General features: G+C 62.1%; 14 protein-coding genes and 1 pseudogene. 6 read left to right on the top strand and 9 right to left on the bottom strand.

Features of this window, described 5'->3' with window-relative positions:
* Positions 1–75: 75 nt before the first annotated feature.
* A complete protein-coding gene (locus tag ACP7BX_RS06855; protein WP_426130616.1) occupies positions 76–753 on the bottom strand; it encodes an anti-sigma factor in 678 nt (225 codons plus the stop codon).
* A complete protein-coding gene (locus ACP7BX_RS06850) occupies positions 750–1376 on the bottom strand; it encodes an RNA polymerase sigma factor (protein WP_314530347.1) in 627 nt (208 codons plus the stop codon). The genes ACP7BX_RS06855 and ACP7BX_RS06850 overlap by 4 nt, the downstream gene beginning before the upstream one ends.
* Positions 1377–1527: 151 nt before the next feature.
* On the opposite strand from ACP7BX_RS06850, the gene ACP7BX_RS06845 reads away from it, so the two are divergent.
* Positions 1528–2100: a DUF2780 domain-containing protein gene (locus tag ACP7BX_RS06845; RefSeq protein ID WP_033898061.1), complete on the top strand. Its 573-nt coding sequence runs from the start codon at positions 1528–1530 to the stop codon at positions 2098–2100.
* On the opposite strand, the gene ACP7BX_RS06840 is transcribed toward ACP7BX_RS06845, so the two are convergent.
* Positions 2097–2984 carry an acyltransferase gene (locus ACP7BX_RS06840; RefSeq protein WP_426130613.1) on the bottom strand — a complete coding sequence of 296 codons (888 nt, stop codon included), beginning with the start codon at positions 2982–2984 and terminating at the stop codon, positions 2097–2099. The two genes, ACP7BX_RS06845 and ACP7BX_RS06840, sit on opposite strands and share 4 nt — an antisense overlap.
* Before the next feature lie 173 nt (positions 2985–3157).
* On the opposite strand from ACP7BX_RS06840, the gene ACP7BX_RS06835 reads away from it, so the two are divergent.
* The 5 genes and pseudogenes from ACP7BX_RS06835 to ACP7BX_RS06815 form a co-directional block, all read left to right on the top strand.
* Entirely contained in the window at positions 3158–3658 is a 501-nt protein-coding gene (locus ACP7BX_RS06835; protein WP_426130611.1) for an ATP-dependent zinc protease, read from the top strand.
* An 8-nt stretch (positions 3659–3666) separates the two neighbouring features.
* Positions 3667–4335 (top strand): two-component system response regulator CreB, encoded by a 669-nt coding sequence (creB, locus tag ACP7BX_RS06830; protein WP_314530354.1) that lies wholly within the window; start codon positions 3667–3669, stop codon positions 4333–4335.
* The gene (creC, locus tag ACP7BX_RS06825; protein WP_426130609.1) at positions 4335–5774 is read left to right on the top strand and encodes a two-component system sensor histidine kinase CreC; all 1440 of its coding nucleotides are present in this window, start codon (positions 4335–4337) and stop codon (positions 5772–5774) included. The genes creB and creC overlap by 1 nt, the downstream gene beginning before the upstream one ends.
* A 51-nt stretch (positions 5775–5825) precedes the next feature.
* Entirely contained in the window at positions 5826–7199 is a 1374-nt protein-coding gene (gene creD / locus ACP7BX_RS06820; RefSeq protein ID WP_426130607.1) for a cell envelope integrity protein CreD, read from the top strand.
* 63 nt (positions 7200–7262) lie between these two features.
* A pseudogene (locus tag ACP7BX_RS06815) lies at positions 7263–7370 on the top strand (N-acetyltransferase); the annotation flags it as partial.
* Here the strand turns inward: ACP7BX_RS06815 and ACP7BX_RS06810 are convergent.
* From ACP7BX_RS06810 to ACP7BX_RS06785, 6 genes are all read right to left on the bottom strand, one after another.
* The gene (locus ACP7BX_RS06810; RefSeq protein ID WP_426130605.1) at positions 7365–7994 is read right to left on the bottom strand and encodes a glutathione S-transferase; all 630 of its coding nucleotides are present in this window, start codon (positions 7992–7994) and stop codon (positions 7365–7367) included. The pseudogene ACP7BX_RS06815 and the gene ACP7BX_RS06810 overlap by 6 nt on opposite strands.
* 35 nt (positions 7995–8029) lie before the next feature.
* Positions 8030–8206 carry a hypothetical protein gene (locus ACP7BX_RS06805; protein WP_269132188.1) on the bottom strand — a complete coding sequence of 59 codons (177 nt, stop codon included), beginning with the start codon at positions 8204–8206 and terminating at the stop codon, positions 8030–8032.
* Entirely contained in the window at positions 8203–9306 is a 1104-nt protein-coding gene (locus ACP7BX_RS06800) for a PepSY-associated TM helix domain-containing protein (RefSeq protein WP_426130603.1), read from the bottom strand. The genes ACP7BX_RS06805 and ACP7BX_RS06800 overlap by 4 nt, the downstream gene beginning before the upstream one ends.
* 63 nt (positions 9307–9369) lie before the next feature.
* Positions 9370–11799 (bottom strand): TonB-dependent siderophore receptor, encoded by a 2430-nt coding sequence (locus ACP7BX_RS06795; RefSeq protein ID WP_426130601.1) that lies wholly within the window; start codon positions 11797–11799, stop codon positions 9370–9372.
* An 86-nt stretch (positions 11800–11885) separates the two neighbouring features.
* On the bottom strand, positions 11886–12866 hold the full coding sequence (locus ACP7BX_RS06790) for a FecR domain-containing protein (protein WP_426130599.1): 981 nt from the start codon (positions 12864–12866) through the stop codon (positions 11886–11888).
* Positions 12863–13381 (bottom strand): RNA polymerase sigma factor, encoded by a 519-nt coding sequence (locus ACP7BX_RS06785; RefSeq protein WP_016977831.1) that lies wholly within the window; start codon positions 13379–13381, stop codon positions 12863–12865. Before ACP7BX_RS06785 ends, ACP7BX_RS06790 begins: the two co-directional genes overlap by 4 nt.
* Positions 13382–13440 lie beyond the last annotated feature (59 nt).

The following is a 13440-nucleotide window of genomic DNA, read 5'->3' as shown; positions in this document are numbered from 1 at the left end:
GGGCTATTCCTGACAAGGCTTTCAGTCCAGTCATGGACCCTGGTTTGCGCGATGGGTTCCTGACCGTGGATCAGCTCAGAGTGATGCCAATTGGCCCTGATACAGCACCGGACCGGTGGGTTGGCCGGTCGGTGAGCCGCCGTGCGGCTCCAGGCTCACGGCCAGGGTCAGCGGCGCGCTGAGCAACGCACGTTGTGTCTCGCTCAGTTGAATCCGGCCTTTGCCTGCGGCGGGCAGCAAGCCCAGTGAGATGGGTTTGCCACCCGGCGCAATCGCCCACAATTCCAGGCTCAACGTCGGTGCTATCGCGGCCAGTGTCAGGGGTTCCACTTGCAAGTGGTCGGCGAACGCGCTGATCTGCAGCGCGGGTTGTTGGTTGGCGTTGACCAGGGTGGCGTTGTACGCCACCCCTGTGTCGCGTTGGTACAGCACACCGACGGTGACGGCGACGACCACTGCGCAGGCGGCGGCCAGGACGCGTAGGTTTTTCCAGAACGCTTGCTTCGCCGGCACATGCAGCACCTGCGGCTCGATGCGTGCCTTGATGCCTGCCCATACGTGTTCCGGTACTGGTCGCTCAGGCAGGGTGCCGGTCAGGCTGGCGAGCGCGTCCTGCCAATGGCCGAGTTCCACGCGCAGCGCGGCATCCTCCAGCAACAACGCATCAAAGCGCCGACGCGCGGTAGCGGGCATCAGCCCGATGGCGTAGTCGGCGGCGAGTGCGCGGCGCAGGGCGGTGGTCTGGTAGTTCATGATTCAAGGCACCTGCGCAGGCGTTCCATGCCGCGGCGGATCCAGGATTTGACCGAGCCCAGGGGCGCTGCCAACTGCGTGGCCAGCTCCGAGCAGGACAGGCCCTGGAAGTACGCCACGCTGATCGACCGGCGTTGCATGCCGTCGAGGGTGTCCAGGCAACGGTTCAAGGCATGGGCTTGGCGTTCATGGTCGAGTTGGTCGTGGGCGCTGGGGGCGTCATCGATCAAGGCGTCTTGCTGACCATCGGCCAGCGGCTGTTCGCGGTGTTTGCGCAACTGGTCGATGGCCAGGTTGCGGGTGATGTTGACCATCCAGGTCATCGGCGCAGACAGGTGCGCCTCGTAGCGCGAAGCGTTGTACCAGATGCGTACGAAGGCTTCCTGCAGCACTTCTTCAGCCAGGTCCGTGCGGCCCATGAAGCGCAGGGCCACGCCGTGCAGGCGCGGCGAAACGCTGCGGTAGAGGGTTTCGAACGCTTGGCGGTTACCCAGGGCACATTGCGCCAGCAAAGGGCGCAAGGGGTCAGCATCATCGGCGCTAATAGGGCTTCTCCAGACCCTCGTTCGAGGGTGACGGGACTGCACGCGGTAAGCGGAGGGTAGTTCAGCCTGGGCATTCATTCCATCCAACTCCGAGTGGCGTATGCAGGCTATACGCGGGCCGAGGCCATTCGGATGCAGAAAAATCTGAACTAACCTTGGTGTGGGAACAATCGTTCCGGACTGTCAGTCAAACGCCTGCTTTTAGCTCTTACACCCAGAGGTTGTTTCGATGAAGATTTCACGCGGTTTCGCCCTTTCCTGCCTGATGACCCTGGCAGCCGCCCCGGTGTTCGCCGCAGGCTTCAGCCTTGGCGACGCGGCCAATGCGATTTCCGGCATGCAGGGTGGCAACAACAAGGCAGCCGCTGCCGCACCGTCTTCCGAGACGGCCGGCCTGTTAAGCGCACTGACCTCGCAACTGAACATCACCCCCGAACAAGCGGTCGGCGGTACAGGCGCCATGCTCGGCCTGGCCAAGAACAAGCTGAGCGGCAACGATTATTCGCAGTTGGGCAACAGCGTGCCGGGCCTCGACCAGTTGTCGGGCAACAACGCGTTGGGCAGCCTCGGCGCCTTGAGCGGGATGCTCGGCCAGACCGGTGGCAGCAAGACCAGCGGCCTGGATGGCCTGTTGGGTAATGTGAAAAGCACCAACGACCTGAACACCGCCTTCAGCGCCTTGGGCATGGACAGCGGGATGGTCGGCCAGTTTGCCCCGGTCATCCTGCAATACCTGGGCGGCCAGGGTGCCAGCAGCTCGGTGCTGGGCAAGCTGGCCCAGGCCTGGGGCACTGGCAGTTAAGAGCGCTCCGCGCGCAGTTGCTCGATACGCGCGTCCTTCTCCATCCAGAGTTGGTTCACCCAGTTCTGGATGGTCTGGCGAAACGCCGGATCATTCTCGTAATCCCCTTGCCACAATGCCGGATCCAGTTCGCGGGTGCGGATATCAATGATCACCTTGGGCACCGCGCCACTGATCAAATCCCAGAACCCCGGAATCTTCTGCTGTGGATAAACCACGGTCACGTCCAGCACGGCATCCAGCTGTTCACCCATCGCCGCCAATACAAACGCCACGCCGCCCGCCTTGGGCTTGAGCAAGCGAGTGAAGGGTGAATCCTGCTGCTTGCGCTTGGTTTCGTTGAACCGCGTGCCTTCCAGATAATTGACCACCGTCACCGGCTGGCGCTTGAACAGCTCGCAGGCCTCCTTGGTGATTTTTAAATCCTGCCCCGCGAGTTCCGGGTGCTTGGCCAGGAAGGCCTTGCTGTAGCGCTTCATGAAGGGGTAATCCAATGCCCACCAGGCCAGGCCGAGGAAGGGCACCCAGATCAGCTCTTTTTTCAGGAAGAATTTGAAGAACGGCGTGCGGCGGTTCAGCGCCTGGATCAGCGCCGGGATATCCACCCAGGATTGGTGGTTGCTGATCACCAGGTAGGACGTATCGCCCCGCAGGTCTTCGCCACCGCGAATATCCCATTGGGTCGGGATGCACAGGGCGAAGATCAACTTGTCGATCTCGGCCCAGGTCTCGGCGATCCACATCACCGCCCAGGACATGTAGTCACGCGAGCGCCCAGGGGCCATCAGCTTGAGCAGGGCAAACACCATCAACGGCCCGATCAGGATCAGGGTATTGAGCAGCAGTAGCAATGAGACAAAACAGCCGGTGAGCAGGCGGCGCATAAGCAACTCTTGGAGTCCGGTGGGCGGGCCATCATAAGAGAGGTGAGTCTAGAGACCAAATCGCAAATCACCGTACGAATGTTTCACAATGTGCCGGTTATGCTGGGGCGAGCTAACTAAGTGCTGCCTTTGCGGTCTAGAATCCGCCTACTTCTTTCCGAGGAAATCACTTCGTGAAACTGCTCCTTGCCTCTCTCGCCCTGGCTGCCCTGCCGGTCATGGCCGCCGAACCGACCCTCTACGGTCGCTACGAATACATCCAGTTGCCGGAGATCGGCGAAACCTTCAAGGCCAAGATGGACACCGGCGCGCTGACGGCTTCGCTGTCGGCCCGCGACATCGAGACCTTCACCCGTGACGGCGACGATTGGGTGCGCTTCCGCCTCGGCGGCAAAGACGCCTCCAACAAAGTCTACGAACACAAGGTGTCGCGCATCAGCAAGATCAAGAGCCGCGCCGATGAAGACGACGACAAAGACGAAGCCACCGTGGCCAAGCGCCCGGTGATCGACCTGGAAATGTGCCTGGGCGACGTCAAGCGCACCGTCGAGGTCAACCTCACCGACCGCAGCAGCTTCAACTACCCGTTGCTGATCGGCGCCAAGGCCCTGCGTGAATTTGGCGCTGCGGTAAACCCGGCCCGTCGTTACACTGCCGACAAACCCAACTGCTGACGGACCACATGGCGCATATCCTGATTGTCGAAGACGAAGCAGCCATTGCCGACACGCTGATCTTCGCCCTGCAAGGCGAGGGCTTCACCACCACCTGGCTGACCCTCGGCCAGGCGGCGCTGGAGCATCAGCGCCAGACCCCCGCCGACCTGATCATCCTCGACATCGGCCTGCCGGATATCACCGGCTTTGAAACCTGCAAGCAACTGCGTCGGTTCAGCGAGGTGCCTGTCATGTTTCTCAGCGCGCGGGATGGCGAGATCGACCGCGTGGTGGGGCTGGAGATCGGCGCCGACGATTATGTGGTCAAACCCTTCAGCCCACGGGAGGTGACGGCGCGGGTCCGGGCGATCCTTAAACGCATTGGCCCAGGTGCTGCGCCGACCGTGTTCCAGGTGGATCTGGAGCGTATGCAGATCAGTTATCGCGGCCAGCCGTTGAGCCTTACACGCCATGAATTTCGCCTGCTGCAAAGCCTGCTGGAACAACCCGAGCGTGTGTTCAGCCGCGAGCAATTGTTGGACGCGGTGGGCGTGGCGGCAGATGCCGGCTACGAGCGCAATATCGACAGCCATATCAAAAGCCTGCGCAGCAAATTGCGCAGCGTGGCCGCCGATGCCGAGCCGATCCAGACCCATCGCGGCCTCGGCTACAGCTACAACCCGAGCAACAGCTGATGCGCCTGGGGCTGCGGATCTTCCTGGTGTATGCGCTGTTTATCGGCCTGACCGGCTACTTCGTGCTCAGCACCGTGATGAAGGAAATCCGCCCTGGCGTACGCCAGTCCACCGAAGAAACCCTGGTGGACACCGCCAACCTGTTGGCCGAGGTCGTGCGTAATGACGTAAAGAACGGCACCCTCGGCCAAAGTCACTGGCCGGAACTGCTCAAGGCCTATGGCAACCGCCAGCCGGGGGCGACCATCTGGGGCTTGCCGAAGAACCAGGTCAACCACCGTATCTACGTAACCGATGCCAAGGGCACCGTGTTGCTCGACTCTACGGGCGAAGCGGTGGGGCAGGATTATTCCAAGTGGAACGACGTGTACCTGACCTTGCGTGGCGAGTACGGCGCGCGCTCCACCCGCAGCGAACTGGATGACCCAGCTTCATCGGTGATGCACGTGGGCGCGCCGATCCGTGACAACGGCCAGATCATTGGCGTGGTCACCGTGGCCAAGCCGAACAGTTCATTGCAGCCTTATGTCGACCGCACCGAGCGCCGCCTGTTGTGGTACGGCGCGGGCCTGGTGATTCTGGGCCTGCTGCTGGGCGCACTGCTGTCGTGGTGGCTGAGCGTGGCGCTGCGCCGTCTGACCGCCTACGCCGAAGCCGTCAGCGAGGGGCGGCGGGCCGAACTGCCCCATTACCGTGGCGGTGAACTCAAGCAGCTGTCCACCGCCGTCGAGCACATGCGCACGCAGTTGGAAGGCAAGGCCTACGTCGAACACTACGTACACACCCTGACCCACGAATTGAAGAGCCCATTGGCCGCGATCCGCGGTGCAGCGGAGCTGTTGCAGGGTGAGATGACCCGCGAGCAACAGCAGCGCTTCGTCAGCAACATCGACAGCGAAAGCGCGCGTCTGCAGCAGTTGATCGAGCGCCTGCTGAACCTGGCGCAGGTCGAACAGCGCCAGGGCCTGGAAGAGCAGGTGAGTATCCCGCTGGCGGCGATGGTCGATGAAGTGCTCAAGGCTCAGTGCGCGCGGATTGAAGGCGCCGGGTTGCAGGTCGAACAGTCGATTGCGGCGGATGTGAAGGTGTACGGTGAACCCTTCCTGTTGCGTCAGGCCCTGGGCAACCTGCTAGACAATGCCCTGGACTTCACGCCGCCCGGCGGCCTGTTGAAGTTCAGCGCACAGACGCGACACAACGACGTGCAAGTCAGCTTGTTCAACCAGGCCACACCGATTCCCGACTACGCCCTGCCGCGCCTGAGCGAGCGTTTCTACTCGCTGCCACGCCCGGCCAGCGGGCGCAAAAGCACCGGCCTTGGCCTCAACTTTGTCGAGGAAGTGATGAAGTTGCACGGCGGCGCGTTGCAGATCGGCAATGTCGACGGCGGCGTGCAGGTGGTGCTGCATCTCCACACAGTCTCCACATTGCCCACATAAATCCCCCACACGGGCTGCCCAGACTCTCCCCATCAAAACAGGGAGAGACCCATGAACCGCAGCCTGCTTTTCAAACTTGGCGCGATTGCGCTGCTGATGCTGGTATTGCTGATTCCATTGCTGATGATCAACGGCATCATCGGTGACCGCCAGTACACGCGTGACACCGTATTGCAGGACATCGCCCGCAGCTCCAGCTACGCCCAGCGCCTCACCGGCCCGGTGATGGTGGTGCCGTATCGCAAGACCGTCCGCGAGTGGAAGCTCAATGAAAAGCTCAATAAACGCTACGAAGTCACCCGTGAAGAGCGCGGTCGTCTGTATTTCCTGCCGGATCGATTTGAACTCGACGGCAAAGTGCAAACTGAACTGCGCGCACGGGGCATCTACCAGGCGCGGCTGTTCCATGCCGACAACCGCATCAGCGGGCGTTTCGAGCTGCCTGCGCAATTGGGCATTACGGAGAATTTTGCCGATTACCGTTTTGAGCCGGCGTTTCTGGCGGTGGGCATCAGCGACATTCGCGGCATCGAGAACGCGCTGAAACTGGAGCTGGGCAGCCAGCAACTGGAGTTCGAGCCCGGCTCCCAGGTGGACTGGCTGGGTGAGGGCGTGCATGTGACACTGCCGGAGCACGACAGCAAAAAGCCCAACGCCGTGGACTTCGCCTTCGACCTGCGCCTGCAAGGCACCGAGCAACTGCAAGTGGTGCCGGTGGGCAAGACCAGCCAGGTCTCACTCGCTTCCAACTGGCCACACCCCAGCTTCATCGGCAACTTCCTGCCGGCACAACGCGAGATTACCGATAAGGGTTTTACCGCCAATTGGCAGACCTCGTTCTTCTCCACCAACCTTGAGCAAGCCCTGCAAACCTGCCTGGACAAGCAGGGCTGTGAAGACTTCAACAACCGCAGTTTCGGCGTGAACTTCATCGACCCGGTGGACCAATACCTCAAGAGCGACCGTGCGATCAAATACGCGCTGCTGTTCATCGCCCTGACCTTCGCCGGCTTCTTCCTGTTCGAAGTGCTCAAGAGCCTGGCGGTGCATCCGATCCAATACGCGTTGGTGGGGTTTGCGCTGGCGTTTTTCTACCTGCTGTTGCTGTCGTTGTCCGAGCACATCGGGTTCGCGCTGGCTTATCTCATCTCTGCCAGCGCCTGTGTGTTGTTGATCGGGTTCTATGTGTGCCATGTGCTGCGCAGCGTCGCTCATGGGCTGGGGTTTTCAGCGGGGTTGGCGGCGTTGTATGGCTTGTTGTACGGGCTGTTGAGTGCCGAGGATTACGCGTTGCTGATGGGCTCGTTGCTGCTGTTCGGCCTGCTGGGCACGGTGATGGTGCTGACACGCAAGTTGGATTGGTATGGCGTGGGCAAGCGAAAGGCGGTTGAGCCTTTGGAATTTGACCTGGAGGCGGTGCAATGATCGGGTTGCGGGAGGATAGGCTGGAGCGGGCAAAATTGGTGCTACGGATTAATCAGCTGTTTTCTGTGGCGAGGGAGCTTGCTCCCGCTGGGGCGCGAAGCGGCCCCAAAGAATGGGCCTGCTACGCAGTCCAACGGGAGCAAGCTCCCTCGCCACAGTAAAATCTTACACTGGGGGTTGGGTCTGCTGCATCGAAGGCCGCTGGCTGACCTCGGCATACCAGGCGGCAAGCTGCGGGTTATCCAGGCGCCATTGCATGTCCGGATGACGGAAGTCGAGGTAACCCAAGGCACACGCCACGCTGATGGCGGCGATGTCGAAGTGGCTGGTCAGTTCGGCGATGGCGTCCGCTTCCAATTCAGAGAGTGTGCGGCGGATTTTGTTGCGTTGTTCGTCGAGCCATTGGTCCCAATGCTTCTCGGCTGGGCGCAAGGCGCTTTCGTAGCGCACCAGCACGGCGGCATCCATGATGCCGTCGGCCATCGAGGCCAGAGTCAGGCGGCGCCAGCGGGCCGAGCCGCCGCGTGGGATCAGCGGGTTGCCGACGTGCTGGTGGTCGAAGTAATCGAGGATCACCCGGCTGTCGTGCAATACCGTGCCATCGGCCAGGCGCAGGGCCGGGATCTTGCCCACGGGGTTGCCTTGCACCACCTGCGCATCCGGGTTGACCGGGGTCGGCATGCAGCCGTGCAGCGCGACGCGATCCTGCTGGCCGGTTTCAGCCAGCAGCACGCGCACCTTACGCACGAAGGGGGAAGCGGGGTTGTGGAACAAGGTCATGCTGGGAGCGGACATGGGCATTCCTCAAGAAAGGGCCGGGCTAATCTATCTCACCGCTTGAGCAAGGCCCAAGTGCCAATTGCAGCGGGAATGCCCAAGCCGACCCAACTGAGCGAATCCCACAGCCCATCTCCCAGCAACGCCGCAAACAACCCGGCCGCGCTGAGCAGGCCGATCCCCAGCGGAACGCCAAACACTTTCCAGAAGTTCGACTGACGCGGCTTCATGCCTTGCCCGCCTTGCGCCGCACCATCCACAAGTAAATCCCACTCGCCAGCACGATGATGGTCAGCACATCCAGCACCGCCCACAGGACCTTCATCGGCATGCCGCCGTAGTCACCGAAGTGCAGCGGCTGGGACATGCCCATGGCGTCCATGTACCACGGTCGTTCGGCGATGGCGGTGACGGCGAGGGTGCTGGCGTCGATCAGCACCGGCGTGAGCAGGTGCGAGGTCAGGTGGGTGCTGCCTTTCATGAACACGGCGTAGTGGTGCTCGCTGGAAAAGCGCGTGCCGGGGAAGGCGATGAAGTCCGGCTCCATGCCGGGGGCGGCCTTGGCGGCGATGGTCAGCAGTTCGGTAGCCGGTGCGCGCTGGGTCAGCGGCGGAGCGTTTTTGTAGGGCTCAATCATGGCGCTGAGACTGTCCTGGCGCCAGGCGGCGATGATCAGGTCGGCGCAGGCGCTGATCACGCCGGTCACGCCCACCACCAAGGCCCAGGTCAGGGTGACCACGCCGATCAGGTTATGCAGGTCGAGCCAGCGCAGGCGCGTGGATTTGTCCTGGCGCACCGTGGCGAACTTCAAGCGACGCATGAACGGCAGGTACAGCACCGTGCCCGAGATAATCGCCAGCACAAACAGAATGCCCATGAACGCCAGCAACAACTTGCCCGGCAGGCCGGCGAACATGTCCACATGCAGGCGCAGCAGGAACAGGGTCAACCCGCCATTGGCCGCCGGAGTTTCCAAGGCTTCACCGGTGCGCGCGTCGAGCATGAAGGTGTGGGACGCGTTGGGCTCGGTGCCAGCGGTGGCGGCCATGATCGCGATCACGCCGTTCTTGTCATCTTCGTCCCAGGCCAGGTATTGCAGGGCATCGCCGGGGCGATGGGCCTGGGCGGCGCTGACCAGTTGTTCGAGGTTGAGCTGCGGCGTGTCAGCAGGCATTTGTGCCAGTTCCGGCTCGTTGCCCAGCAGGTGGTCGATCTCATGGTGAAATACCAACGGCAGGCCGGTGAGGGCGAGCAGCAGCAGGAATACCGTGCAGATCAGGCTGGTCCAAGTGTGGATGAAGGACCAGCGGCGGATGGTTTTGCTTTTCATTTTTTCAACCTTCAGACACACCAAAGCCGCCCACGTGGGCGGCCTGGCGGTTAACTCAGCCGATTACCACTGGTAGGTGGCACTGGCGACGACGCTGCGTTGGTCGCCGAAGTAGCAGTAGTTGCCATCGCAGGTCGACAGGTAGTCCTTGTTGAACAGGTTGGTGGCATTCAACTTGACCGATGCGCCTTTGAGGCTGTTGTCCAGGCGGCCCAGGTCGTAATGCACCGAACCGTCGAACACGGTGTAGGCGTTGGCCTTGCCGAGCCAGGTGTTGGCCTGGTCGCCGTAGGTGTTGCCGGTGTAGCGCGCGCCGAAGCCGATGCCGAAGCCATCGAGCGGGCCGGTATGCCACGTGTAGTCAGTCCACAGCGAAGCTTGCTGGTTGGGCATCAACGTCAGGCGGTTGCCTTTGTAGATGCCTTTTTGCACCTCGGACTTGGCCAAGGTGTAGGCGGCGATGACCTTGAGATTTTCGGTCACGTCAGACACAGCTTCCAGTTCCAGGCCCTTGACCTTCACTTCGCCGGTCTGGCTGTTGATTTGCTGGCCCCCTGCGCCGAGCGTCGTGACCTGCACGTTTTTCTGGGTCAGGTCATACACCGCTGCGCTCAGCAAAGTGTTGGAGCCGGGCGGCTGATACTTGACGCCCATTTCCCACTGCTTGCCTTCCGTCGGTTTGAAGGTCTTGGTGGCATTGGTATCGGCGTTGCTCGCCGGCTGGAAGGACTCGGCGTAGGACAAGTACGGTACGAAGCCCGAATCGAACACATAGCTCAGCGCCGCGTTGCCGCTGAAATGCTTGATGCGGTCGGTGTTGGTCGCGTCGTTATCGTTGAAGTACGTGGTGCCCTGATGCACCCAGTCTTCACGCCCACCCAGGGTCAGGCGCCATTTGTCCAAGGCCATCTGGTCCTGCACGTAGAGGCCGGTCTGCACGGTTTTCTGGTTGTAGTCGTAGAAAGGCCGCACGCCGGTTGGGCGCAGCGTCGGCGTGGTGTTGATCGGGTTGAAGATGTTGATGTTTGACGCGGTCCCGTAAATCGCACGGTAGGACGTGTCGGTGCGTTGGTGATCCAGGCCCAGCAGCAGGGTGTGGACAACGTCGCCCGTGGCGAAGTCCGCCTGGAAATTGTTATCCACCGCGAACTGGCCAATGCTTTCGTTGACGTTGGTGGTCGAGCGGCTGATATCGCCCGCGGCATTTGCCGGGGAAAATGCATAAGAACCCACGGTCAGCTGCCGGAAGTCCAGTTCCGACTTGGTGTAGCGCAGGTTCTGCTTGAACTGCCAGGTGTCGTTGAAACGGTGTTCGAACGCATAGCCCAGCGCATAGTAGGTGCGGTCGTAGAACTCGTAGTCCGGGTCGCCCAGGTTCTTGTGGTGGGAAACGTTACCCAGCGGCGACTTGATCTTGGTGCCCTGGATCGGCATGAACTGGCTGGTCGTGCCCGTATCGTCCCGCGTGAACTGCGACAAGAAGGTCAGCTTGGTATCCGGATCGATGTTCCACGTCAAGCTCGGCGCAAGGTTGTAGCGCTTGTTGTCGATGTGGTCGACCTGGGTGCCGGCATCGCGCACCACGCCGCTGAGGCCGTAGAGGAACTGGCCGTCATCGTCGATCTTGCCAGTGCTGGCGAAGTTGATCTGACGGTAGTTGTCGCTGCCGTATTGCACCTGGACGGCGTTGCTCGACTCTTCGCTGGGACGGCGGCTGACCATGTCCAGCAAGCCGCCCGGCGGGGTCTGGCCGTACACCGACGAGGCCGGGCCGCGCAGCAGGGCGAGGCGGTCGAGGTTCCAGGTCTCGGCCTTCGGGTTGGCGTACACGCCACGTGGCAGCGGCAGGCCGTCGAGGAACTGGGTGGGTTCGAAGCCACGTACACGCATCCAGTCGTAGCGGGTGTCGCTGCCGTAGCTGGCGGACACGATGCCCGGCATGTATTTCACCGCGTCATCCAGGTTCTGCACGTTGCGGTCTTGCATCTGCTCGCGGGTAGCGACCGAGATCGAACGCGGCGCCTCGACCAGTGCGGTGTCGGTCTTGGTGCCTGCGGCGGTGCGTTTTGCCAGGTAGCCGTCGACCGGGCCCCAGGCGCTTTCATAGCTGTCCTGGCCGGTGATATTGGTGGTCGGCAACGCCACGACGCCTTCTGGAATCGCCACCAGGGTGTACGTCCCCGCACTGCTCTGTTCCAACTGCAACCCCGTGCCACGCAGTGCTTCACGCAGCGCGCCCGGTGCATCGAACTGGCCCTTGACCGGCGCCGAGGTCTTGCCCGACGCCAAGGCCGGGCTGAGGGTCAGCGCCAGGCCGCCCTGGCTGGCGATCTGGTTCAGGGTGGTGGCCAGGGGTGCCGCCGGCAGATTGTAGGTGCGCACGCTGGACGCCTGTTCCGCAGCAATCAGCGAAGTGCTGACCAGCGGGGCGCTGAGGGCAATCGCCACGGCTAACAGGCTGGGGCGCAACAAGGTGTCTAGCGTGCGGGACATAGGGCGGCTCCTGAATGGAAATATTTCGCAATTGCCTAGGTGCCGAGCGAGAATCGAAAAGTGATAGGGCAGGATGAAAATATTTTTTATTTGGCCGCGGGTGCCTTGCCGGTCACGGTCACCCACCACGGCGTGTGCTGCTCGATCTGCACCGGCAGCGTCGGCAGCAGCGCGTTGAGCGCCAGTGTGGTGTCGTGCAGCGGGAAGCTGCCGGTGATGCGCAGGTCAGCGACGTTTTTATCCACGCCCAGGTAACCGGTGCGGTAACGACTGAGTTCCGCAACCACATCGCCCAGGCGCGCGTTGTCGACCACCAGCATGCCGCGGGTCCAGGCGTCGGTGGCGGGGGTGACGGCAAGCGCAGGGCCGAGGCCGTCGCTGCGCATCAGCACTTGCTGGCCTTCCTTGAAGATCTGTTCCTGATTCAGCGCTTCGGGCTGGGCGGCCACGGCCGATTGCAGCACGCTCAAGCGCGTGGCGTCGTCTTCGCGCTTGACGATAAACCGCGTACCCAGCGCCCGCAGGCTGCCGTCGCGGGTTTGCACATAGAATGGACGTGCGTCGTTGTGGCCGGTCTCGACCAGGATTTCGCCTTCCTGCAACACGATCAGCCGGCGTTTTTCATCAAAACGTACGTCGATAGCGCTGTGGGTGTTGAGGTTGATCAGCGTGCCGTCCGCCAGCTTCAGCGTGCGCTGCTCGCCGGTGGCGGTGCGTTGGTCGGCCAGCCAATAGTGGATCGGCACATAGCGTTCACCGGCAAACAGCGCCAGGCCAATCACCAGCGCGATGCTGGCAAGGCCACTGCCCAGCTTGCGCACGCGCTGGCGAATGCCTTCACGCGATTGCAGCAACGCCGCCCGCGCCGGGCCTGAGGCCACACTGAAACGCTGGTCGAGCATGCCCAACTGGCGCCAGGCGCGGGCGTGTTCTTCATCGCTGGCCAGCCATTTATCGAATTCTTCACGCTCAATTACGCTGCCGTCGCCCGAATCGAGAGACAGCTGCCACGCAATCGCCGCATCCAGCACGCGGGCAGAGACGGGTTTGGAGCTGATCACCGTCACAGCGGCTCGCCATACAGCGCGATGTAGCACTGGCGAATGCCCTGGGCCAGGTACTGGCGCACGCGGGGCACCGACACGCCGAGGCGCTGGGCGATTTCGGCGTGGCCCATGCCGTCGAGCCGGTTATAGAGGAAGGCGGCGCGGGCCTTGCTCGACAGCTTGCCGAGCAGGCGGTCGATGGCCTTGAGGTCTTCGAGGATCAGTTGCTGTTCTTCCGGCGACGGGTGTTCGCTTTCCGGGATCAGCATCAGTTCGGTGAGGTACGCCTGTTCCAGGGCCGCGCGACGGAAGTAGTCGAACAGCAAGCCCTTGGCGATTGCCACCAGGAACGCCCTTGGTTCGCGGGGTTCGCGCAACTCATCACGGCCGAGCAGGCGCATGAAGGTGTCCTGGCTCAGGTCTTCGGCACGGCTTGGGCAGGCCACGTTGCGTCGAAGCCAGGCCAACAGCCAGCCACGATGGTCGCGATACAACGCGCCAACAAGCTCACTGTGTGGGTTCTGGATTGACGACAAGGCATCACCTGGTAAACGCGATGTTTAAACTAACGAGAATTATTCGCGATTGTGTCAGA

Source organism: Pseudomonas sp. DWP3-1-3b3 (assembly GCF_049896305.1).
Taxonomy (GTDB): domain Bacteria; phylum Pseudomonadota; class Gammaproteobacteria; order Pseudomonadales; family Pseudomonadaceae; genus Aquipseudomonas; species Aquipseudomonas azotoformans_A.
Note: the sequence above shows the minus strand (reverse complement) of the source record. Positions and strands in the feature narration are given on the sequence as shown.